We start from the raw sequence: 22,321 nt of genomic DNA on the forward strand, positions 1-22,321 counted from the left end.
GAAATTATGCCCGTTTTATCCGGCATGAACACGACACGCCCCCTTATCGCCAGCGCCCCCGTCGCGATTGCCGCGATGGCCGCGCTCCATGCACCGGCAGCCGTCGCGCAGGATGCGTCGACCTTCATGCCAGAGCCGCTGGTGCCGCCACCGATCGTCGCATCGACGCCCGAGCCCGTTTCCTCGCCCGCGCCGGTGATCGTGCCGGCGCCCGAACCCGCCCCCGTGACCGCGATCGAGCTGCCTGAGGCTGAGCCGCTGGTCGAGCCGCCGGAGGTACGCGAAGCTGAACCGGTCGCTGCCACCGATACGACCCGCAGCACCGCTCCGCAGCAGCGCGCCGAAGCGCCTGCCCCGGCCGCCGTCACTCCGCGCACCACGGCCGCTCCTTCCGACGAGACGGTCACATCTGCGCCGACGATCGAGGAGTCGACGGCGGCGAGCGTTCCTGGCGAGGGCCAGCCCGCTGCCGAAGCCGCGCCGGTTCCGATGCCCGAATCGGTAAACGACAGCTACGACACTGCGCTGCTGTTCGCTGTGCTGGGCGCGGGCGGGATCGGCCTTGCCGCGCTGTTGCTGCTGCTTGCGCGCCGCCGCCGCCGCCGGGAGGCCGATGTCCCGGTAATCCAACGTCCGATTGTCAATGCCGATCCCATGATCGAACGCGAACCGCGATTCACGGCGCATCATGCACCGCTGCCAGCGATGGGCTCAGAACCTTCGCGACCGATGGGCGTAAGCCGTGGTGTCGCGGTAGAGCTTCCGGCCGAGCTGCCGCGCGATCCCGAAGAGCGCAGGCGGCTGCTGCAAAGGATGATCGCAGCCGAGCCCGACCGCGCCAACCCCTTCGCCTCGCCCAAGGCTCGCGCCAAGCGTGCCCGCCTGATCCTGCAGTCGATCGGCACCCGTTTCACCGATCGCAAGCCGAGCATCGATTTGAGCCAGTACACCCATGTCTGGCCCGAGCTGCGCGGCTGGCGTCCTGCGACTGCCTGAATCCCCTCCCGACCCCGACTGGTGTCGCAGCGGTAGGGGCGTCCTCCCGAAAGGGAAGGCGCCCCTATTGCCGTCTCGGTCGTACCGGCCGGGACCTGAGGAGGTGCGGTGGCCCCGGCCGATCCGTCAGGCCCTGCTCAGCATTTGCCGAAGGACTTCGAGACGATCTGGACTCCGCCGACGGACACGGTCACCTTGACGCCGGTCGGAATGCCCCATGTGGTGCAGATGTGCAGGCATGCCTGCGCCGCGGTTCCTTCCGGAACCGAAATCGGGATCGGGATGCACACCGAACCGATCCCGAGCGGCAGATCGAGACAGATCTTGTGGTCCTTGACCGTGACGCTGATACATTCGGCCAGCGCCGCATATTCGCCGCCGCCAAGAATGTTGGGACTGCCATCTGCCGTGGTGGCCCCGACGATTTCGTTGTGCCGACCGGCTGCCTCCAGCGCGTTCTGGACCTTTTCTTCGTCGAAGCTTGGAAGAGATGCCATGATTTAAATCCCCTTTTTTGTGTTCGCGACCCCATCGGCCGCCCGGGCTTTTTCCCGGTTCGTGCGGCGGTTTTCGATTCGAACTCGCTCCACGATGGGGGCATTCGCGGGTTGCGTTTGCGGGGGCCACGGGGCTGGGGGTCCTCGCGGTCGAACGGATCTGGATATAAATGCGAGAGACAACTTGCCGCTTGCGCGGCAGCCGCAATTTCGCGAGAGGCGCGGATATGAGCATGACCGACCTGATCGAAGCCGCCCGCGTGTCCAAGGCCTGGCCGTTCCAGGAGGCGCAGCGCCTGCTCAAACGCTATCCCGACGGTGCCAAGCCGGACGGTTCGCCGGTCCTGTTCGAAACCGGCTACGGTCCCAGCGGCCTTCCGCATATCGGCACGTTCCAGGAGGTGCTGCGCACCACGCTGGTGCGCCGCGCCTTCGAGGCTATGATCGGTGCGAAGCCGGAAGACGGCAAGACGCGCCTTGTTGCCTTTTCCGACGACATGGACGGGTTGCGCAAGGTGCCCGACAATGTGCCGAACAAGGAATTGCTCGAGGCGAATCTGCACCTGCCGCTTTCGCGTGTCCCCGATCCGTTCGAAAAGGGTCACGAAAGCTTCGCCGCGCACAACAATGCGAAGCTGCGCGAATTCCTCGACCGGTTCGGTTTCCAGTACGAATTCATCGCGTCGAACGACATGTACAATTCGGGGCGTTTCGACGATGCGCTCCGCCAGGTCCTGCGCAAGAACCAGGACATTCTCGACATCATGCTGCCCACGCTGCGCGAGGAGCGGCGCAAGACCTATTCACCCATCCTGCCGATATCGCCCTCCACGGGGCGTGTGCTGCAGGTGCCCGTCGAGGTGGTCGATGCCGAGGCCGGCACGGTTCGGTTCACCGACGAGGACGGGACCGTGGTCGAACAGTCGGCGCTTGGCGGGATGAGCAAGCTGCAGTGGAAGGTCGATTGGGCGATGCGCTGGTATGCGCTCGGCGTCGATTACGAGATGTACGGCAAGGATCTGACCGACAGCGGCATCCAGTCGGGCAAGATCGTCAAGTCGCTGGGCGGTCGCAAGCCGGAGGGGCTGATCTACGAGATGTTCCTCGACCAGAACGGCGAGAAAATCTCCAAGTCCAAGGGCAACGGCCTCTCGATCGAAGAGTGGCTGACTTACGGATCGGAAGAGAGCCTCGGCTTCTACATCTTCCCCAATCCGAAGAGCGCCAAGCAACTCCATGTCGGCGTGATTCCGCGTGCGGTGGACGATTACTGGCAATTCCGCGAGCGCCTGGTCGAACAAGCGCTCGACAAGCAACTTGGCAATCCGGCCTGGCACCTGTTGCGTGCCAACGGCGGGTTCGAGGGCAGCGAGGCCCCGGGCGCAGGCGACAGCCTGCCGGTGACTTATGGCCTCCTGCTGAATCTGGCTAGCGTGCTGGGTGCGGAAGCGACCGAGGAGAACCTGCGCGACTATCTCGAAAGCTATATCGGCGCGGGCAAGATCACGCCGGAGCTGGCGGTTTTGATCGGCACTGCCGTCGCTTATACGCGCGATTACATCGTGCCGACGCTGGAGAAGCGCGCGCCGACCGACAACGAGGCGGAAGCGCTGCGCGCGCTCGATGCCTATCTTGCAGATGCCGCGGAGGACACCGGCGCCGAGGATCTGCAGACCCAGGTCTACGAAATCGGCAAGCGCGAGGAACATGGTTTCGCCACCCTGCGCGACTGGTTCAAGGCGCTCTACCAGACGTTGCTCGGCAGCGATCAGGGGCCGCGCATGGGCAGCTTCATTGCGCTCTATGGCGTCGCCAATACGCGCAAGCTGATCGCCGAGGCGTTGGCGCGCGGCCAATCTTGATTCCGGGTCTGCTTCGCGGCAAAATCGCGGGGCAGGCGGCAGATCGAAGGCGGCACGATGAATCGCGGGGGCAACAGCGAAGCGGAAGGTGAAACGCCGGAGGCGATCGACAGTCTCAGTGCAGAACATCATGCGAGCATAGCCGGCCGGCTAGCCGACCTCAGGATCGGCTCCGCGCAACTGTTTCTCGAAACGACGGAGCAGACCCGCATGGCGCTTGCTCTTTCGGATCCGCATCAACCGGATTGCCCGATCGTCTATTGCAACAAGGCGTTTACCGATCTCACCGGCTATTCGATGGACGAGATCATCGGGCAAAACTGCCGGTTCCTGCAAGGGCGGGGAACCAGGCCCTCCGCAGTGGCCAAGCTTCGCAAGGCTATCGAGACCGAAAACTATACCGTCGTCGATATCCTCAACTACCGCAAAGACGGGACCGCATTCTGGAACGCCGTCCACGTGGGACCAATCTACGATCGAGAAGGCAATCTCGCCTACTTTTTCGGTTCGCAATGGGACATTACCGAGCTGCTGGCGGCGCGGGAAACCATCGTCGAGAACGAGCGCGTTGCAGCCGAGTTGCGTCACCGCACGGACAATCTTTTTGCGGTTCTAACGGCCATTGTGCGGCTATCGGCGCGAGGTTCGGAGGATGTTGACGAACTCTCGGCCAAGATCGAGCGCCGCATCGAGGCGCTAGCAGGAGCCCATCGCGCGTCGCTTGCCGAAGAAGGCCTGGATGAGGGTCGCAGCAATCTGCGTACTCTCGTCGAGGCGGTGATGCGCCCCTATCGCAATTCGCATCCCGATCGGATCGCCCTTACTGGCGAGCCGATCGAATTGCCTCGCAAACATGTCACCCCGCTGGGCCTGACACTGCACGAGCTGGCGACCAACGCCCTCAAATACGGTGCGCTCGCACACGAGGATGGCAAGGTTCAAATCGACTGGGGTGCCGATGACGACACTTTGACCGTCAATTGGATCGAAAAACGCGAACGCGGCGCAAGTCCTCTCCCCGGGGAGCCCGACTTGAAGGGGACGGGCTCGGGAACCCGCCTGATCGAGGGAGTGATCCGCAGCCTCAAGGGAGAATTCGATCCCCGATTTGCGCCCGAGGGCTTTCGCGCTACCATCCGCGTGCCGGCGTTTGCGGGCACCGACGCCTAACGACGGACTAGCTGTGTTTGCGCGTGCGGTACCACTTGGTCAGCACATATTTCTGCCCCTTGAGCACCGGTGTCCCGGCATGAAGAGTGCTTTCGTTGGGTAGTCCCGCGGGGGTCGCATTGTTCCAGACGAGGAGAACGCCCGGCTTCGGTTCGATCGAGGCACCGACTTCGACGAAATGCGTATGCCCGCCTTCCTCTACCTCGTTGAGAAAGGCCATGGCGGTCCAGCAGCGCTGGCCGCCGCGTTTCTTCTCGAGCTTCCAGTATTCCTGGTCGGTATAGAACCAGTCATTGTGAGGCTTGAATTCCTGGCCCGGGAGATAGCGCTGGCCCTGGATGTTCTCGCCCACCTTGCCCGGCAGGCCCAGCGTATCGTCGATCCTGCGGGAGATCGCCTTGACGAAGGGATCGTGCGGATCGAAATTCCCCGAATAGGAGGTGCGGAACTTCGCGACATATGCGGTTTCGTGCAATTCGCTCGGCCGCGCGACCGCATCGATCATCAGCATCAATCGCTGGCATTCCTCTGGGGAGAGGAAATTCCCGATGGCGTAGATTTCGGCCTTGTCGGTAGGGATCTTGTAGGCTTGCGGATCGGAGTCGAGGCGCTTGCGCACCATGGCGCCGACGCGCTTGAGCGCATCCTGATCGGGAACGTTCGCGGTCTTGCTCATCGTGCGCCCTGTTAGCAAGCGTGCTCGTGGCTTCAAGGTAGTGGCTTGCCGCAACCTGTCGAAGCGCTAGTCTGGATTGCCTTAGTTCGGGAGGGATCAATGACCGATGCTGCCGCACGCCGTTATTCGAAGGGCGCCATGCTGTTCCACTGGATCATCGCCGTCGCGGTGATCGTCAACTGGCGGATCGCCGAGGCGGCCGAGCATGCCGAAATGCCCGCCAAGGCGGAGATTTTCGCCGATCACAAGGCGCTCGGAATCGCGATTCTTCTGCTCACGCTGGCGCGGCTCGCCTGGCGCTGGACCCACCCGGTGCCGCCGCTGCCGAGCGGTCTCGCGAAATGGGAGGCGACGCTGGCGCGGGCGGTGCACATCCTCTTCTATGTCCTTCTGATCGGCCTGCCCCTAGGCGGCTGGCTGGCCAACTCCTTGACCGGACGCGACATCGATTTCTTCGGCCTATTTACCATCCCGCCGCTGCCACTGGGCGAGAACGACGACCTCGGGGGATCGATCTTCGACATGCACGCGCTCGGCGGCAACATCTTCATCTACCTGATCGGCCTGCATATTCTCGGTGCGCTCAAGCATACTTTTGTCGACAAGAACGGCGGTATTTTCCGCATGCTGCCTTTCGGCAAGGTGCCTGGCTGATTATGCGGCCATGAAAAACCCCCGCCGATTGCTCGGCGGGGGTTTTGTTGGCCGACCGGACCACTCTCAAGCCGATCGGTGACAGGGCTTACCAGAAGAAGTCGTAAATCACGTCGACCACTTCGCCGCTGTAAATGTCGACCAGCAGCACGTCGTCGTAATAGCGCACCCAGCGATACGGTCCGTAGACTTCGGGCAGGCGATAGCGCCAGGGATCGTTGATCCAGTAGCGGCTGCCGAAGAACAGGTTGCCGAGGCGCACGCCAATGCTCAGCCGGCGATAGCGATAGTCGCGATAGGGCGCATAGTATCGGCCCAGCCGGAAGATGTCGCGATTGTAATAGCGATGGTTGTACCAATTGTAGCGGCGGTTGTTCCGCCAGCGGCGATGGTCCCAACGATCGTAATGCCGCCACCGGCGCCCGTCATGATAGCGTGCGCGCCGCTGGTCGCGGCGGGCCTCACGATAGCCGTCACGGTAGGCGTCGCGCCGGATACGGCGATCCTCCCACCGGTCGCGCCGACGCTCGGCCCGGCGTCCGTCGCGATAGGCATCGCGACGAATGCGCCGATCCTCGCGCGCGTCGCGGCGGCGTTCGTCCCGCCGACCCGCACGATAGGCGTCGCGGCGAGCCTCACGGCGCCGTTCGGCACGACGTTCGGCCCGATTGCGGTCGACATAGGTCCGATTGCGATCGCCGCGATAGGTGCGGTTGCGTTCGCGAAACTCCCGGCGGTCGGTACGCCGGTCGGCTCGGCGCTCGCCACGCTGGTCGCGGCGGAAATCCCGGCGGTCGGCACGTTGGTCGCGACGATTGTCGCGCCGGTCGGCGCGTTGATCCCGGCGGAAATCGCGTCGGTCGGCGCGGCGATCGCCCCGATTGTCGCGCCGCTCGGCACGTCGTTCTGCACGGCGCTGCGCGCGTGCTTCGTTGAAGTCCACCCGGTTGTTACCCGTGGTTTCGGTGCGATCCCGCCCACCTGCCCGGCGACCGTTCTGCGTCCGGCGGAACTCGCGCGCGGCATTCTGGCGAGCGCGCTGGCGCGCTTCCTGTCGCTGTGCACGACGCTGCTGGCGGGTCTCGCTGCGGTCTCCCTGGGCGGCCCGGATGCGTTCCTGCATTTCGCGCGGCTGCGCTTCGGCCTCGTCCGGCAGGGCAGTGAGAGCCATCGCCGCGGCGAGGGCGCTCAGCGCGCTGCCTTTCATTAGCTTGGTTGGATTCATGGAGCGTGTCCTCTTTGTCGGTCCGATGCCGCTCCACCACCCGCGGCCACTGTCGATGTGGTATCTTGTATCACAACGGCCTGACGCCAAAGTGAACCGGTCTGTCGGTCCAGTGTTCATATTAATAACGAAAAATATGAACGCAATGCCGCCTTGGCACCATGGCTCCGCGCATGCATTGCATTGGCGATGTACGAGACCCTCGACGAGGTCCGCGCCGATATCGCCGCGCGGCTGGAGGAAGCGGCGCGTGATCGGCGTTCGCCCATGCACACGCCCGTTGTCGCCACTGCCGATGCCGACGCGCGGGTCATGGTGCTGCGCGCCTTCGATTGCGATCGTTGGACGCTGCGTTTCCATACGGATGTCCGCGCGTCCAAGGTGGCTGTGATCGAGGCGGACCGGCGTGTCGCCGTTCTCGGCTACGATCGGCGCGCAAAGGTCCAATTGCGTTTGCGGGGAACAGGGCGAATCCAGCGCGCAGGGCCGGCGGTGGATACCGCTTGGGCCGAGAGCAACAATTTCGCGCGGCGCTGCTATCTGGGGGAAGGCCCCGGTGCGGTGTCCGATGTGCCAACATCGGGCCTGCCACCGCAATTCGAAGGCGCCGAACCCGATGACGAACAGATCGTCCCCGCCCGCGAGAATTTTGCCATCCTCTTGGTCGAGGTGGCGGAGATCGACTGGTTCAGCCTTGCCCACACCGGTCATCGCCGTGCCTTGCTGACGCGCGATGGGGGGACGTGGATTTCACCCTAGCGTCTGGTGAAGCCGCCTAGCCCCTGTGGCTCGGCACTGCGCTGTTCGATTCGCGTCGGCGCCGCGCGGGGCGGGCCGTCGTGCATCGCGGCGATCATGCGGGTGATTGCTTCTCCGTCCCCTTCGAGATGCGCCTCCACCGTGCCGTCGGGCAGATTGCGCACCCAGCCTGCAAGGCCGTGATCGCGCGCGGTTTCCACCGTCCAGTCGCGATAGAAAACGCCCTGCACGCGGCCGTGAACGATGAGATGGCGGGCGGTCATCGGCTCTTGCGGCTCCCGCCGTCCAGCCACGCCGCCCGCATTCCCGTCATCAGGCAGCCTGCTTGATCTCGCGCAGGGTGATGTCGAAAGTGATGTCCTCGCCTGCCAGCGGGTGGTTGCCGTCGGCCTTCACCGTCTCGTCGCCGACTTCGACGATATAGAGCGTCAGCGGCTGGCCGTCGGGCGATTGCGCTTGCATCGCCATGCCCGGCTGCGGGGCCGGTTCGGCCGGCAGGTTGGCGCGCGGGATGTCGATGACCATTTCCTCGCGCCGCGGTCCGAAGGCCTTGTCGCAGGGGATGGCGACCGACTGTTCTTCGCCGACATTCATGCCGGTCAGCGCCTCTTCGATCTGCGGAAAGATCTGGCCGTTGCCCAGCTGGATTTCCTGCGGGCCGGCCTGCGCGGTATCGCCGACCACTTCGCCGTCGGTGCGCTTGAGCACATAGTCGATGGTTACGGTGTCACCGGTGTTGGGAGTCGTCATACATGTCCTTTTCGGGATTTCGTGTTCGCGGCATCGATGCGCCGTCGGGAAGCGCGCCCTGTCAACGGGCGCCTTGGCACAGAGTCTCGCAAGTCCGGCGGTACTAGTCAAACGGCACGAGCCGGATGCCGAGCTTTCGGTGGATAGTTGGCGCAATCGCCGATAGGGGAACCACGAAAAACAAGGGGGTCTGTCCGAATGGGACGCGCAGAAAAGAACGGATCGGGCGCACAATGGGCGAGGGTCGGGCTGTGGATCGTGCGCGCCATCGCCGTGCTGCTGGTGGTCGGCTCGCTCATGAGTACGACCGAACTCAACCAATGGTGGATCCGGATATGGGATTTCCCGCGGATCCAGATCCTGTTGGCAATGATCGCCGCCGCGGTAGCGCTGTGGAGGCTCGATCGTGCATGGCGGCCCTGGTTGCCCCTCGCGCTCGCAGGCTTTGCGCTCTGGCAGTTCTATCGGGTGTTGCCGTACACGCCCATGACCTCGCCGGAGGTGGATCGCGTGGCCGAACAGGAAACCGATCGGACGGGCTGCTTCACGGCGCTCACGCTCAATGTGCTGCAGGACAATCGCGAATACGGCCGCACGGTGGATCTCATCCGGCGGCTCGATCCCGATATCGTGCTGTTGATGGAAACCGACCGGGCCTGGGCCGATGCGGTTGCGCCGGCGCTCGCAGGCTATCCGGGGCGCATCGACCGGCCGCTGGACAATACCTATGGCATCATGTTCGCCTCGAAACTGCCGATGGCGAACGCTTCTATCCAGGACCTGGCGCAGAAGGATACGCCGAGCGTCTTCGCCACGCTGTCGGTCGGCGGGCACGACTTTCGCATGATCGGCCTGCATCCGCGCCCGCCGGTGCCCAGGCAGGACACCGAGGAGCGCGACGCGGAGATCGTCATGGCGGCCAAGCAGGCGCAGGACCTTGCGCTGCCGGTGCTGGCGATCGGCGATTTCAACGATGTCGCCTGGTCGGACACCACGCGCCTGTTCAAGGATATCGGCGGCTTTCTCGACCCGCGTATCGGGCGCGGGACCTACGCCACCTTCCCGGCGGGCATGGTGTGGCTCGGCTGGCCGCTCGACCATCTGTTCGTGACCGAGGAATTCCTCTTCTCCGAAATGCGCGTAGGCGAGAGCGTCGGCTCCGATCACCGCCCGGTCATCGCCCGCCTGTGCCTCGACCCGGAAGCGGCGAGGTCGCGCAACGAGCGCGCGAAGGCCCCCGACGAGGACGACGAGCAAGAAGCGGGTGAAGTGATGGAGGAATTCGAGGAGGATACGGCGAAGGATGCCGTGGAGGGGGAGGAAAGCTGATCGACGCTACCTCAACGTCTCGAACCCGAAATCCTCCGCCAAATCGTGCCACTGAGGATTGGTTTCTTTAATCAGCCGCAGCTTCCACGCACGGTTCCACTTCTTGAGCTGCTTCTCACGAATAATTGCGGGTTCCATTTCCTCGTGCACTTCGAACCATACGAGCCGCTTGACGCGGTAGCGTTTTGAGAATCCGCCGGCCGCATTGGTGCGGTGTTGGTGAATTCGGCTTTCCAGATCGGAAGTCACGCCGACATACAATGTGCCGTTGCGCTGCGAGGCGAGTATATAGACGCAGGGCGTGCGCTCGAAAGACATGGGTGACGCTTATCCCGCGTCACACGCAACGTCATCTCCAATTCACCTCCGAGATCCGCAAGCAAATTCGTCATCCCCGCGTAGGCGGGGATCCAGAGCGAGGAAGCGCCGATGCCACACTGGATTCCCGCCTACGCGGGAATGACGAGTTATTTCCGCAGGGCGAGATGCACGCGGATAACTACGAATCTACCGCGGCGGCTGAACATTTGCACCAGTGCCAGATGCCCAAAGGCGCGCTTTGAATTTCCCTATGGGCTTTTGCGGAGCATCTCCAAGATCTTCTCGAATGTACCATACCAAACGTGACCAAATCTCATCGTGGCGCTCGACTGAGAATTTGTGCGCATTGGACTCCGCGACGATTTCTTGCAGCTCGTGCAATACATCAATCACGTCTTGTGATGCGATAAGATGCAAGTCGTTCATCGTGTTGGCGAAAGCGATCTTCGCGTCGTTCGGAGGATCGGCGCCCCCAGAGATACCGGAGCATGCGCGGAAAAACGCTTCGTAGTATTCGAGCTTCTTTGCACGCCAGGTTGCTTCCCGTTCCCGACTCTTATTAAATAGATGAGTTAGCGCCGCGATTATAATTGCGGCTGCAGCAGAGATGATTGCTGTCCACACTACCTAGTCAGCTTCTTATACGCCAACCGCGTCGGCCGATCCGCCGCATCGCCCAGACGGCGCCGCTTATCCTCCTCGTAAGCCTCGAAGTTGCCCTCGAACCACTCGACGTGGCTGTCGCCTTCGAAGGCGAGGATGTGCGTTGCGAGGCGGTCGAGAAAGAAGCGGTCGTGCGAGATGACCACGGCGCAGCCGGCGAAGTTCTCGATCGCCTCCTCCAGCGCGCCGAGCGTTTCGACGTCGAGATCGTTGGTCGGTTCGTCGAGGAGCAGGACGTTGCCGCCCTCCTTCAGCATCTTGGCCATGTGGACGCGGTTGCGTTCACCGCCCGACAGCTTGCCGACGTTCTTCTGCTGGTCGGGGCCCTTGAAGTTGAAGGCGCCGACATAGGCGCGGGTCGAGACGTCGTGGCCGTTGACCTTCATATAATCGAGCCCGTCGGAGATTTCCTCCCAGACGTTGTTTTTCGGATCGAGGTGGTCGCGGCTCTGGTCGACATAGCCGAGGCGAACCGTGTCGCCGATTTCCACCGTGCCGCTGTCGGGCTGTTCCTTGCCGGTGAGGATCTTGAACAGCGTGGACTTGCCTGCGCCGTTCGGCCCGATCACGCCGACGATGCCGCCCGGGGGCAGCATGAAGGAAAGGTTTTCGAACAGCAGCTTGTCGCCATAGGCCTTGGAGATACTCTTGGCCTCGATCACCTTGCCGCCGAGGCGCTCGGGCACCTGGATAACAATCTGCGCCTTGCCCGGCTTGCGGCCCATCTGCTCTTCCTGGAGCTGTTCGAACTTGCGGATACGCGCCTTCGACTTGGTCTGCCGCGCGCTGGGCGTCTGCCGGATCCATTCGAGTTCGCGCGACAGCGCCTTCTGACGCCCCGTTTCCTCGCGGCTTTCCTGCTCGAGGCGCTTCGCCTTCTTTTCCAGATAGGTCGAATAGTTGCCTTCGTAGGGGTAGTAGGATCCGCGGTCGAGTTCGAGGATCCAGCCCACCACATTGTCGAGGAAGTAGCGGTCGTGGGTGATCATCAGCACCGCGCCGGCGTATTCCTTGAGGTGGTTTTCAAGCCACTGGACGCTTTCGGCGTCGAGATGGTTGGTCGGCTCGTCCAGCAGCAGGATCGAGGGCTTCTGGATCAGCAGCCGGGTGAGCGCGACGCGGCGCTTCTCACCGCCCGACAGGTCGGTGACCGGCCAATCGCCGGGCGGGCAACGCAGCGCCTCCATCGCGATTTCGAGCTGATTGTCGAGCGTCCAGCCGTCGACCGCGTCGATTTCTTCCTGGAGCGTGCCCATTTCCTCCATCAGCGCGTCGAAATCGGTGTCCTCCTTGGGGTCGCCCATTTCGGCACTGATCGCGTTGAAGCGATCGACCTTGTCGGCAATCTCGCGCGCGCCGTCCTTGACGTTTTCGAGCACGGTCTTGCTCTCGTCGAGCGTGGGCTCCTGCGGCAGGTAGCCCACGGTGATGTTCTCGCCCGGCCAGGCCTCGCCGGTGAAATCGGTGTCGATGCCGGCCATGATCTTCATCAGCGTCGACTTGCCCGCACCGTTGGGGCCGACGATGCCGATCTTGGCACCCTGGTAGAATTGCAGGTTGATGTTGCTGAGTACCGGCTTGGAAGCGCCGGGGAAGGTCTTGGTCATGTCCTTCATGACGAAAGCGTATTGGGCGGCCATCGGGCTGGGTCCTTGAGGTATCGAATGGATGGGCGGGCGAGACGGCCCGCGAGGTATGGGGGCGCAGATAGTCGCACCCGTGCCACGGGGCAAGCGTGCGAAATCGAGGTTGCGCGCGAGCAACGCTGCCAGGACGAAACGGTTAGAAGCGCAAATGGATCATGGACAAATGTTAAAAAACATCCGATTTTAGGGCGTAGTTGGGGGTTCCACTTACACCAAGAGTTAACGGAAACTGCCTATTCCATGGGCAGGAAGGGCAGGGGCGGTCCATGCGCGAACAGATAATGGGTCTGATCACACCGACGATGTCGATCGTGTTTCTCGCGGTCTTCATCGTCATGTGGTGGCGCGGGAAGATGGGGAACTACGTCCTCGGCTTTGCGGTAGGCTATCTGTTCTTCGCCCTGGGCTTCGCCGCGACGCACCTGCTCGACACCGGTTCGCCCTATGTCTTCCACGTCACCCAGTTCTTCTATTCGATGGCGGTCGCCTGCGGGGTCTGGGCGCTGACGCAGCGCGCGGGCCAGCCGCACCACCTCGGCGTCCATCTGATCATCTATGCGCTTTCGGCGGCCACTCTCGCGGTTGCGGTGATCACGTCGCCCGATATCTCCTCGCGCCTCGTCATCGTCAATGTCGGATACGGGGCGATGTATCTGGTTCTGATCATGACACTGCTCGGCGCCCAGCGGCGCGAAGCGATCGACCGGTTGATCATCACCATGCACGCGCTGCTCGCGGCGCAGTTCATGATTCGCCCGGTGCTCACGCTGCTGGTCGAGCAAACCATTCCTGCCGATGTGTACCGGCAGTCGATCTATTACTCGGTGCTCAACCTCTCGCTGGCGCTGATCTCGCTGATGACCGCGATGGTTCTGGTCGGCGCCTGTGTTTACGACCAGATCAAGGCCGTGCGCGAACAGGCCGACCTCGACGGACTGACGGGTCTTCGAACGCGCCGCGCCTTCGAACAGGACGTTGTCGAAATGCTCGAGCGGGCGAAACTGGAATGCGTTCCCGTTTCGCTGGTGGTGGCCGATATCGATCACTTCAAGGCGGTCAACGACGTTTGGGGCCATCAGGTCGGCGATATCGCCATCAAACAGTTCGGCGAAGTCATAAAGGGCACGATACGCGATACCGATATCGCCGGCCGCATCGGTGGCGAGGAGTTCTGCGTCCTGGCCTGGAACTGCAATGCCAAGGCGGGCATCACCCTGGCCGAACGCATCCGTGAGAGCTTTGCCGAACTGCAGATCGCGGGCATGCCCGACGATCATCGCCTGACCGCGAGTTTCGGCGTCGCCGCGCGCGCCGACGGCGAGGGGTATGGCAAGCTCTTTGCGCGTACCGATGCTGCGCTTTATCGTGCCAAGGAGGGAGGCCGCAATCGCGTGATACGCGATGGCGGGGGTAAGAAGAAGGCGGTCGTCACCCCGATCAAGCAGGACGCCGACACGTTGCAGGAAGCGCGCGCCTAGGCGACGCCCGACTCCCTCATTCAAAGAATCCGGACTCCGCGACCAATGTCTCGCGGCCCGTTTGGCCCTGCGCGGTAACGGTTCTCCGGACCATCCCGATCTGACCTAGCGTAGATCAACGCCGATCATATAAACCAAATCTCAACGGCTTAAGGCTTACCTTAAAGGTACCGGAGGGATCCCACCGCGGCATGAGCGAATCCATCATCGGCCTTATCATCCCCGTGATTACCCTGCTTTTTGCAGGCATTTTCGTTCTGCTCTGGCTGCGCGAACGGCAAGCCAAGCATACGCTTTTCCTTGCCGGCTGCTACGTGGCCATGGCGATCGGCTTCGCTATCCAGCACTTCACCCCCCGCGCCCGACAGCAAGGGCTCCTTCCTGATAATGCACCTGGTCTATTCGACGGCGGTCATTTGCCTTGCAATGGGGGTCGGATTGAGGGCTGGCGTATCGGTGCCCTTAAAGGCCCTTTCCGCGGCCGTACTGATCACAGCCATTCTGCTCCTCGTCACCAATTTCACCGACAACCAGAACCCCAGGCTTTACCTCACCAATAGCTGTTACGGGCTGATGAGCGCCATCATCGCGCTGATGCTGACGAGGGCAAGCCAGCAACAGCGGGTGGACCGCGCGATCCTGATTCTCATTACCCTTACGGCGGTGCAGTTCTATGTCAGGCCCTATGTGGCGATCGGCGTATCGGGGCCGATGACGACGGAGCAGTATCACGATTCCCCCTTCTATGCCCTGCTGCTGGTGACCGTGGCGCTTCTCGCGACGAGCCTCGCCATGGCCCTTGTTGCGGCTTGCGTTTCGGATCAGCTTCGCCGCCTGGCTACCGAATCCAGCCGCGATCACCTGACCGGCCTCAAGACGCGCAGGGCATTCGAGAACGATGCTATCGAGATGCTCGAGAAAGCCTATGCCGAGAATGAGAGCTTGTCTGTCATCGTCGCGGATATCGACCACTTCAAACGCGTCAATGACGAGTGGGGCCACCAGATCGGCGATTGCGCGATCGCCAGTTTCGGATCGCTGCTGAGACGGATGGTGCGAGCCAGCGACAGGGTCGGCCGCATCGGGGGCGAGGAATTCTGCATCCTCGTGTGGCAGTGCGAACTGGAGGGGGCCGGGCGGCTTGCCGAACGCATCCGCGCAACCTTCGCGCAGTCGCCGGTCGAAGAGGGCGGAGACGACCTGCTGCTAACTGCCAGTTTCGGCGTGGCGCAGTGGGAGCCGGGGGAAGGATACGGTAAGCTCTTCGCGCGCGCCGACAGGGCGCTCTATGCCGCCAAGGACGCTGGGCGAGACCGGGTCTGCTCTTCGCCGCGGCAGGGTGGGGGAGCCTCGATCGTCGATATCGCGACCGGCCGAACCGCCGCCTGAAGCTGCAATTCAGAAATCGCGCCGCGAGAGGCGCGGTACGACCAAGGCCTGGATCGCCGCGCGTCCTACGAGGAAAAGGGTGAATGACAGCCACAGGCCGTGATTGCCGAGCGGCCAGGTCAGCCAGAGCGCAGCGGCGTAGAGCATTGCTGCACCAAGCATCGAAACGGCCAGCCATCGTGTCCAGCTAGCTCCCACGAAGACGCCATCGTAAACGAAGGCGGCGAAGCCAGCGAGCGGGATGATCGCGAGCCAGATCGCATACTCCCGGCCCACGCGCGCGACCTCTTCGGTGGCGGCGAAACTGTCGATCAGCGGACCGGCCAAAAGCGCGAAGAATGCACAAAGCAGCACTGCGAGGCCGAGGCCGCGCCACAACAGCGCTCCGATATAGGCATCGAAACCCGGGCGGTCCCGTGCTCCCATCCGCTCGCCATTGAGCACCTGGGCCGCGTTCTCGAATCCGTCGAGCAGCAGCGCGGTCAGCACGAACAGCTGGTAGATGATTCCGTTCGCCGCCAGCACTATAGGGCCGCGCTCGGCGCCGAGCCTGGTCAGCGCGGCAATCGCCACCATCAGAACGACGGTGCGCAGGAAGAGATCGCGGTTTACGGAAAGAAAGGGCCCGAGTGCCTTGAACGAAATGCCTGCGCCGGCGCCGAGCGCTGCGCGAATGTCGCGTCCCGCCAGGTGCCAGATCAACAGCCCCGTAATCGCCAGTTTGGCGAACTCGGCGATGAAGCTCGACCAGCCGATGCCGGCGATCCCCCAGTCGAGTCCCAGTGCCAGCCACAGACCCAGCGCGACGTTGAGCAGATTGTAGAATACCTCGATCGCCAGTACCTCGCGCATACGCCGCCGTCCGACCAGAAAACCGATCAGCGCGAAATTGACCATCACTGCGGGGGCGCTCCAATAGCGGATGTCGGCATAGACGACGGCAGCGGAGCGCACTCTGGCTTCGGCGCCGAGCGCATCGAGCAGCAAGGGCAGCAGCACGGGCTTGGCAAGCAGCAGCAATGCCGCGATCGCGAGACCGACGAGGAGTCCCTTGAGCAGCACCTGAGCCTGTGCCCCCGCGCCGTCGCGAGTACCCGCCTGCGCGACCAGACCGGTAGTGCCGGTCTTGAGGAAATTCATGACCGTGAACAGCGTGGCGAAAAGCTTCGCGCCGATATCGACGGCCCCTTGCGTCGGGGCATCGCCAAGCCGCCCGACGATCCACATATCGCCCACGCCGATCAGCGCCGTAGCGACATTCGTGACCATGGCGGGCAATGCGATTGCCCAGATCAAACGGGTGTCGACAACGGGAGAGGCGTCGGCAGTCGGGCTATTCAAACGGCGCACCTCCCGCGCTTCGCTTGGGGGCATTTCGGCCCAAACCGTCCCCCGGAAGGCGTCGTCTCACGAAATGCTGGTCGGGGAGACTGGATTCGAACCAGCGACCCCTTGTACCCAAAACAAGTGCGCTACCAGGCTGCGCCACTCCCCGACCGATTTTCCGCACCGCGCCAGGCTTGGTGGGCCCGGCAGGACTCGAACCCGCGACCTAGCCGTTATGAGCGGCCAGCTCTAACCAACTGAGCTACGGGCCCCCAGCCACGCCGTGCGGAACAGCGCGCCTAGCCCCGGTGCGCGGGGCTTGCAAGCGCTAGGCGTCCACTGCGGTCATGATTTCTTCGATCGTCGTCGGACGGACACCGCGAATCTCGAGATAGCCGTAGATCGCGCGCAGCCAATCATACAGCCGGTCGAGATCGTCTTCCGTGCGGACATAGGGCGTATGGCCGGCCGCGAGCGAGGGGCTGTGGAAGCTCATCACAAGTACGGGCAACTGGTCGTCGATGGCGATATCGAGCGCGCGCAGCGCCTCTTCCTTGGTGACGCGTTCTGGCGTGAGACCGATTCGCTCGAGCATTCCGAGCTTCGACAGCACGCCGCCGAGCTTGGGCACTTTTCCCGCCAGCGGGAATAGCTGCTGCCCCTGCTGGCGCAGCATGCCCCAATATACGGTAGTCAGCGGCAGTTCGAGCAGCCGATGGTCGGGATCGGTCCAGTAGGGGACGACCGGGTGGCGCGAATAATCCGGGCCACCGGTTTCCGAATAGTCGTAACGGGCGCGCACCGAACTATCGATTGCGATGCCGTTCTCGCTCAGTAGCTTGGCGGTCTGCGGGCCAAGGCCATAGCGGCCCGCGCGGTAGATTCGCGGGGCGATACCGAAACCCTGCTCGATCGTATCGCGTAGCCGGCGAAACTTGGCTGCCTCCAAGTCGTGCGGGAGATTGCCGGCAAAACTGTTGTGGGCGTTCACCTCTTCGTCGTGCGGCGGGTTGACCCAGGGGTGCAATTGCACGCCGACTTCGGCCCGGCCGGCGCGCACCGCATCACCGATGATCTCGCGCGCAAGCGGGTCGGTGGCGATAGGCCAGTCGACCAGATATACCGGCGAGACTCCGATGCCTTCACAAAATTCCTGAAACCCGCTGATCGCGCGGACGTGATCGAGCCCGTAGCCATCGGCGCGGAACGGGGCGTTCCAGTCGAATTCCTCTTCCGTGTCGATCGTCAGGAGCGAGCGCTGCCCGAAACCTTCGGCGAAGCGCGCCGTCTGCGAAGGTTTGGGCGGTTCGAGGAGGTTGGCGTAAATGATTTTTTCTGTGTCCTAGCCAGCCGCGCGATCAGGCGCATCGGCAGGGCTAGGCAGCGTCTCGGCGCCGGTCAAGAGCGGCAGGCTGAGAACGAGCTCGTTCTCTTCGCGCGCCAGCTCGCCGCCCGCCGCGCGGGCCTCTGCCCGAGCCAGACGGAGCGAGAAGCCGGCGCCGAAGATGCCCGAGCTCAGCGTGCTTCCGCCCGACCTGACGTCAGAGGAGAAGACGTCTTCCGCTCCGGCAAGCTTCGTCGGGAGTTGCGCGCGCAGCGTGACCTGTTCGCCATCGAGCGCGAGAGTGAGCGAAAGGTTCTCGCCCGCGCCGGTGGCGCCCGCCAATGTCGCCAGCACTCGCCAGCCGAGCATTTCCGCCTCGTTCTGCGCGAGTGCCAGCGGGGCTGGACGGTCGGTAAGGCGCGCATCGAAGCGCGCGACCCGCGGACCGAGCACGGTTTGCAACTGGGCGAGCTGTGCTCGCACGACGTTCGCAAAATCGCTTTCGCCGGCTTCGAGGTCGAGCGCCCCGGTCTCCAGCCGCGCGAGCCGGTCGAGTTCGTCGAAGCCGGCCAGGATGCGCGCGGAATCGCCTGCGATGGAAGCTGCCAGCGCGCGGTATTCATGCGGCGTGGGGCCGAAGACCTGCTGCTGGATGACCTCGGCATAACCCTGCATGGCATTGACCGGAGTACGCAGTTCATGGAGCAGCTGGCGCAAACGGTCGGCGCCGCGCTGGGCGCGATCGTCCACCGTCGCGATCGCGCGGCGAAAGCGTCCGACATAACCGTAGAAGCGCCCCTCGCTGCGAGTGAAGCGCGGAGCGGCATCGACAATCCAATCGCCCTCGATGGCCGTGGCGCCGTGGAGGGTGATGGGCACACTGCGTGCCGGCTGGCGATTGATGAACGCGCTGGCGAAGTCCTCGCCCGCCTGCCCGCCATCGCGGCGTTGCGACAGGTCGGTACCCACGACCATCGGCGCGATATCGGGTTCGGCCCAGTCGATCCGGCCTTCCGAATTGGTCCCGAAGCTGAACACATCGATCGGTTTTCGGTGCTGCACCTCGTCCAGCCCCGCCATCGGCAACGTCGGCGCGTCATGGGCTTGCGAAGCAGGACCGCGCGCCTTGCGAAAACTCTCGATCCGTTCGACCAGCGAGCGGATGTCATCGGGCTTGCCAGCGGTCCCTTCCCTGGACACGGGCGGTGCTGGTTCTTCGACTGGCGGCACGGCCGGCCCCGCACCGTCCACATTCACATTGTTCTGCTGATCTGCCGATGCTGGCGTAGCCGCGGTCTGGCTGTTTTCATTGGCCGGTCGCAGGATCAACGGCTCGGGCTCGCCGACGTCGGTGGGTTCGCTGTCTGCATCCTCCCCGATATCCGATCGGGTCATATCGCTCGGCACCGGCAATGCCCGGTCGGAAACGCCTAGCCGGTCGAGTACGCGAATCGCGCCGGTCGGCAGGTCCGTGCGATGGCGTAGGAAACCGCGCGCACGAATAGGGAGGCGCGGGATGAGTTCGGCCCATTCCTCGCCGGTAAGTTGCGCACGATAGAGCGCCGCACCGGCGATGGCGGGATGCGCCTCGCCGAACCAGCGAACCAGTTCGGGATTGCGGAACCGCCAGCCGTTCTCCCCCACGATCGCCGCGCGGTCGGCCACGGGGATGACCTCGGCCAAGGCGATCAGGCGCAGATAGGCGGCCGCTTTCAGCGCCGGATCCCCTGCCTGCGGTCGTTCGCCCAACAGGTCGAGCAATTGGCGAAACTGCGTTTTCGCCGCACGCTCGCCGGCGGCGCGATGGCGCAGCACAGTGGCAAGGCGGTCGTCGAAATGCATTCAGTCTCCGGAATAGGCAGCAAGGTCGCAGAGTTCGCCATGCCTTCGCGGCATTGGCCGAAGGACAAGGGATATAGTTACCCGCCGATTTACCTCTAGTGAGCGTTGGTAACGCGTTGCAAAGCGGGACAATTGCTGGCAGGGATAATAATGTTAGCCAAGACGGCTGCATCGCGTTGTCAACATTTCGTGGAAGTTTCGCGATGCCCTGCCTCTGGCGCCAGGGTAGCAGGGGCACTTTGTATGGCCAATCTCGACGATATCGACCGGCGGTTGCTGGGGGAACTGCAGTCCGAAGGACGAATCACCAATGTCGAACTCGCGCATCGCGTCGGACTGACGGCCCCGCCGTGCCTGCGCCGCGTGCGTGCGCTCGAGGAAGACGGGGTGATCAAGGGCTATCACGCGGATCTCAATCCCTCGAAGCTGGGTTTTTCGATCACCGTGTTCGCCATGGTTAGCCTGAAGAGCCAGGCGGAGGATTCGCTGCGTGAATTCGAGCAGGCGATGCATGATCTTCCCGAGGTGCGCGAAGTGCATATGCTAAACGGCGAAATCGACTTCATCATCAAGATCGTCAGCAAGGATTTGCAAAGCTTCCAGGAATTCCTGACCAGCAAGCTGACGCCCGCACCCAATGTGGACAGTGTGAAGACTTCGCTCACCATTCGTACGAGCAAGCACGAGCCGGGAGTCCCGCTATGAGCGGGGCGGAGCGGATCGAGGGGCACTGCCTGTGCGGTGCGGTCACGATTGCGCTCGATAGCCCGAAGACCGAAATCGAGATCTGCCAGTGCGACATGTGTCGCCGCTGGGCCGGCGCGTTCTATAGCGCGCAGACCGGCGAGAACGCCCGGGTCTCGGGCGAGGACGCGATCACAGCCTATCGATCGAGCGAGTGGGCGGAACGCGCCTTCTGCTCCAAATGCGGCAGCAACCTCTGGTATCGCTTCCTGCCGACCGGCGGGCGGAGTTTTTCCGCAGGGCTGTTCGACGCGGCAGCGAAGCACACGATCGAGAAAGAGATATTCGTCGATGAGCGTGCCGAGTGGAGCCGCGTCGAAGGCAACCATCCGCGCCAGACCGGCGAAGAGGTGATCGCGGAGGCAAAGGCCGCCGGGTACACTTTCGACTAGTTTGCGGGCGCGCCGACGGGTTACCGTTCCTCGCCGCAATTCCGTGCGTCATGTGGATAAGCAGGTGGTCTCGCGCGTCCCGATACCTTAGCCGTGCGATCGAAATCAGATTGCAGGGAAGGGAAGCTCGCCGCATGCGCTCACTCAAAATGGCTCTGCTGCCGCTCACACTATGGAGCCTTGGCAGCGGAATGGCCCAGGCCGAAACTGCCGAACCGCAATCGATCGAAGAGAAGCTCGCCGAATTCGACGCTTTCGCGCGCCAATATCGGATCGAGAACACCGTTCTCAGCATGTCCTATGCGATCGTGAAGGATGGCGAGATCATCGCCGCGGAAGGGATCGGCTGGCAGGACCATGACGCGGAAGAGCGAACCACGGCAGATACGAGCTATCTCGTCGCCTCGATCACCAAGACCTTCACCGGCGCGACGCTACTCGCGATGGAGGCAGATGGGGTTATCGATCTCGATGCCCCGTTTACGCAATTGAGCGACTGGGACGGGCGCTGTGACTGGCTCTCCTCGAGCGGTAACATCTTCGGCGGGGGAAAGCCGCTCGACGATGGCTACGTCCCGCCTCGGATCGATTGTTCGGCAGTGCTGACCTTGCGCAATGTCCTGCAGATGCGCGTGCTCGGCGAGCCGGGCACCAATTTTCTCTACAACCCGATCGTTTTCGGGCGGCTGTCGAACTGGGTGGAGGAGCAGACCGGCACGCCGTTCGACGTGTGGGTGCGGAAGTACGTGATCGACAAGGCCGGTCTGCGCGATATCGCCGCAGGCTGGCGCGATCCCCATGGCGGAGATGCGCTGCGCATGCTGGCACCGCCATTTCGCCATGCTCCCGAACAGGACGACAATCTCGACCCGTCGGCCTTGCCGAATCCCGAGATGAACGGGTCGAGCGGAATTATCGCCAGCGCGCGGTCGCTGGCCGAGTATTCGATCGCTCTGGACGAGGGTCGGATTCTAGACCCCCTGGTGCGCGCGCGTATGTGGACTCCGCCGGTCGATGCCGACGGAACCAGCGCCAGCTATGCCTATGGCTGGTGGACGCAGGACTGGGAAGGAACACCGCTGGTCTGGCACGGCGGCTGGTGGCCCGACGCCTATGCGGGAATGCTGCTGAAGGTTCCCGATCAGGGGCTGACGCTGGTTGCGCTGGGCAACACCGATGGGCTGCATTGGGGCAACCGTTTGCAGATCGCGGAGATCGAAAAATCGCCGCTCGCCGCCAAGTTCCTCGGGCTGTTCGTTTCCCCAAGCGACTGACAAG

Annotated in this window: 23 protein-coding genes and 2 tRNA genes; 12 read left to right on the top strand and 13 right to left on the bottom strand. The window is 63.2% G+C overall.

Annotated elements, in window-relative coordinates:
- Nucleotides 1-24: 24 nt before the first annotated feature.
- Complete coding sequence (locus ASS64_RS12565) at nucleotides 25-996, top strand: hypothetical protein (RefSeq protein WP_067694969.1); 972 nt, start codon at nucleotides 25-27, stop codon at nucleotides 994-996.
- A 137-nt stretch (nucleotides 997-1,133) separates the two neighbouring features.
- On the opposite strand, the gene ASS64_RS12570 is transcribed toward ASS64_RS12565, so the two are convergent.
- A complete protein-coding gene (locus ASS64_RS12570) occupies nucleotides 1,134-1,493 on the bottom strand; it encodes a hypothetical protein (RefSeq protein ID WP_067694971.1) in 360 nt (119 codons plus the stop codon).
- A 227-nt stretch (nucleotides 1,494-1,720) separates the two neighbouring features.
- Between ASS64_RS12570 and ASS64_RS12575 the strand changes: the two genes are divergently transcribed.
- On the top strand, nucleotides 1,721-3,355 hold the full coding sequence (locus tag ASS64_RS12575) for a lysine--tRNA ligase (protein ID WP_067694974.1): 1,635 nt from the start codon (nucleotides 1,721-1,723) through the stop codon (nucleotides 3,353-3,355).
- A gap of 57 nt (nucleotides 3,356-3,412) precedes the next feature.
- On the top strand, nucleotides 3,413-4,525 hold the full coding sequence (locus ASS64_RS12580) for a PAS domain-containing protein (RefSeq protein WP_067694976.1): 1,113 nt from the start codon (nucleotides 3,413-3,415) through the stop codon (nucleotides 4,523-4,525).
- A 7-nt stretch (nucleotides 4,526-4,532) separates the two neighbouring features.
- Here the strand turns inward: ASS64_RS12580 and ASS64_RS12585 are convergent, their stop codons facing one another.
- A complete protein-coding gene (locus tag ASS64_RS12585; RefSeq protein ID WP_067694979.1) occupies nucleotides 4,533-5,201 on the bottom strand; it encodes a 2OG-Fe(II) oxygenase in 669 nt (222 codons plus the stop codon).
- A 99-nt stretch (nucleotides 5,202-5,300) separates the two neighbouring features.
- Between ASS64_RS12585 and ASS64_RS12590 the strand changes: the two genes are divergently transcribed.
- The gene (locus ASS64_RS12590; RefSeq protein WP_067694982.1) at nucleotides 5,301-5,855 is read left to right on the top strand and encodes a cytochrome b; all 555 of its coding nucleotides are present in this window, start codon (nucleotides 5,301-5,303) and stop codon (nucleotides 5,853-5,855) included.
- A gap of 88 nt (nucleotides 5,856-5,943) precedes the next feature.
- Here the strand turns inward: ASS64_RS12590 and ASS64_RS16440 are convergent, their stop codons facing one another.
- A complete protein-coding gene (locus tag ASS64_RS16440) occupies nucleotides 5,944-7,080 on the bottom strand; it encodes an RcnB family protein (protein ID WP_234002396.1) in 1,137 nt (378 codons plus the stop codon).
- A gap of 189 nt (nucleotides 7,081-7,269) precedes the next feature.
- Between ASS64_RS16440 and ASS64_RS12600 the strand changes: the two genes are divergently transcribed.
- Nucleotides 7,270-7,839: a pyridoxamine 5'-phosphate oxidase family protein gene (locus ASS64_RS12600; protein WP_067694984.1), complete on the top strand. Its 570-nt coding sequence runs from the start codon at nucleotides 7,270-7,272 to the stop codon at nucleotides 7,837-7,839.
- Here the strand turns inward: ASS64_RS12600 and ASS64_RS12605 are convergent.
- Both ASS64_RS12605 and ASS64_RS12610 read right to left on the bottom strand, forming a co-directional pair.
- Entirely contained in the window at nucleotides 7,836-8,102 is a 267-nt protein-coding gene (locus ASS64_RS12605; RefSeq protein WP_067694988.1) for an acylphosphatase, read from the bottom strand. The two genes, ASS64_RS12600 and ASS64_RS12605, sit on opposite strands and share 4 nt — an antisense overlap.
- A gap of 49 nt (nucleotides 8,103-8,151) precedes the next feature.
- The gene (locus ASS64_RS12610) at nucleotides 8,152-8,589 is read right to left on the bottom strand and encodes a peptidylprolyl isomerase (RefSeq protein ID WP_067694991.1); all 438 of its coding nucleotides are present in this window, start codon (nucleotides 8,587-8,589) and stop codon (nucleotides 8,152-8,154) included.
- Between the two features lie 198 nt (nucleotides 8,590-8,787).
- On the opposite strand from ASS64_RS12610, the gene ASS64_RS12615 reads away from it, so the two are divergent.
- On the top strand, nucleotides 8,788-9,918 hold the full coding sequence (locus ASS64_RS12615; protein WP_067694995.1) for an endonuclease/exonuclease/phosphatase family protein: 1,131 nt from the start codon (nucleotides 8,788-8,790) through the stop codon (nucleotides 9,916-9,918).
- Between the two features lie 6 nt (nucleotides 9,919-9,924).
- Here the strand turns inward: ASS64_RS12615 and ASS64_RS12620 are convergent, their stop codons facing one another.
- The 3 genes from ASS64_RS12620 to ettA form a co-directional block, all read right to left on the bottom strand.
- The gene (locus ASS64_RS12620; protein ID WP_067694997.1) at nucleotides 9,925-10,236 is read right to left on the bottom strand and encodes a GIY-YIG nuclease family protein; all 312 of its coding nucleotides are present in this window, start codon (nucleotides 10,234-10,236) and stop codon (nucleotides 9,925-9,927) included.
- 189 nt (nucleotides 10,237-10,425) lie between these two features.
- A complete protein-coding gene (locus tag ASS64_RS12625; protein WP_067695000.1) occupies nucleotides 10,426-10,863 on the bottom strand; it encodes a hypothetical protein in 438 nt (145 codons plus the stop codon).
- Nucleotides 10,863-12,542 (bottom strand): energy-dependent translational throttle protein EttA, encoded by a 1,680-nt coding sequence (gene ettA / locus ASS64_RS12630; protein WP_067695003.1) that lies wholly within the window; start codon nucleotides 12,540-12,542, stop codon nucleotides 10,863-10,865. The genes ASS64_RS12625 and ettA overlap by 1 nt, the downstream gene beginning before the upstream one ends.
- Nucleotides 12,543-12,814: 272 nt before the next feature.
- Between ettA and ASS64_RS12635 the strand changes: the two genes are divergently transcribed.
- From ASS64_RS12635 to ASS64_RS12645, 3 genes are all read left to right on the top strand, one after another.
- Nucleotides 12,815-14,026 carry a GGDEF domain-containing protein gene (locus ASS64_RS12635; RefSeq protein WP_067695006.1) on the top strand — a complete coding sequence of 404 codons (1,212 nt, stop codon included), beginning with the start codon at nucleotides 12,815-12,817 and terminating at the stop codon, nucleotides 14,024-14,026.
- Nucleotides 14,027-14,217: 191 nt separating this feature from the next.
- On the top strand, nucleotides 14,218-14,586 hold the full coding sequence (locus tag ASS64_RS16855) for a hypothetical protein (protein ID WP_198147708.1): 369 nt from the start codon (nucleotides 14,218-14,220) through the stop codon (nucleotides 14,584-14,586).
- Entirely contained in the window at nucleotides 14,483-15,415 is a 933-nt protein-coding gene (locus ASS64_RS12645; protein WP_198147709.1) for a GGDEF domain-containing protein, read from the top strand. Before ASS64_RS16855 ends, ASS64_RS12645 begins: the two co-directional genes overlap by 104 nt.
- 9 nt (nucleotides 15,416-15,424) lie before the next feature.
- Here ASS64_RS12645 and ASS64_RS12650 read toward each other — a convergent pair whose 3' ends face one another.
- The 5 genes from ASS64_RS12650 to ASS64_RS12670 all read right to left on the bottom strand — a co-directional run bounded on the left by ASS64_RS12650 (nucleotide 15,425) and on the right by ASS64_RS12670 (nucleotide 19,907).
- Entirely contained in the window at nucleotides 15,425-16,756 is a 1,332-nt protein-coding gene (locus tag ASS64_RS12650) for an MATE family efflux transporter (protein WP_198147710.1), read from the bottom strand.
- A gap of 77 nt (nucleotides 16,757-16,833) precedes the next feature.
- Nucleotides 16,834-16,910 (bottom strand) — tRNA-Pro (locus tag ASS64_RS12655).
- 26 nt (nucleotides 16,911-16,936) lie between these two features.
- Nucleotides 16,937-17,013 (bottom strand) — tRNA-Ile (locus ASS64_RS12660).
- 56 nt (nucleotides 17,014-17,069) lie between these two features.
- A complete protein-coding gene (locus ASS64_RS12665) occupies nucleotides 17,070-17,801 on the bottom strand; it encodes a WalW protein (RefSeq protein ID WP_366932975.1) in 732 nt (243 codons plus the stop codon).
- Nucleotides 17,802-18,083: 282 nt separating this feature from the next.
- Entirely contained in the window at nucleotides 18,084-19,907 is a 1,824-nt protein-coding gene (locus ASS64_RS12670) for a HAMP domain-containing sensor histidine kinase (RefSeq protein ID WP_083508346.1), read from the bottom strand.
- 243 nt (nucleotides 19,908-20,150) lie between these two features.
- On the opposite strand from ASS64_RS12670, the gene ASS64_RS12675 reads away from it, so the two are divergent.
- The 3 genes from ASS64_RS12675 to ASS64_RS12685 all read left to right on the top strand — a co-directional run bounded on the left by ASS64_RS12675 (nucleotide 20,151) and on the right by ASS64_RS12685 (nucleotide 22,317).
- A complete protein-coding gene (locus tag ASS64_RS12675; protein WP_067695022.1) occupies nucleotides 20,151-20,612 on the top strand; it encodes an Lrp/AsnC family transcriptional regulator in 462 nt (153 codons plus the stop codon).
- Nucleotides 20,609-21,043, top strand: a complete 435-nt coding sequence (locus ASS64_RS12680; RefSeq protein ID WP_067695025.1) for a GFA family protein — start codon at nucleotides 20,609-20,611, stop codon at nucleotides 21,041-21,043. The genes ASS64_RS12675 and ASS64_RS12680 overlap by 4 nt, the downstream gene beginning before the upstream one ends.
- Before the next feature lie 134 nt (nucleotides 21,044-21,177).
- Nucleotides 21,178-22,317, top strand: a complete 1,140-nt coding sequence (locus tag ASS64_RS12685; protein ID WP_067695036.1) for a serine hydrolase — start codon at nucleotides 21,178-21,180, stop codon at nucleotides 22,315-22,317.
- The last annotated feature ends 4 nt before the right edge of the window (nucleotides 22,318-22,321 follow it).

Source organism: Erythrobacter sp. AP23 (genome assembly GCF_001542855.1).
Lineage (GTDB): Bacteria > Pseudomonadota > Alphaproteobacteria > Sphingomonadales > Sphingomonadaceae > Qipengyuania.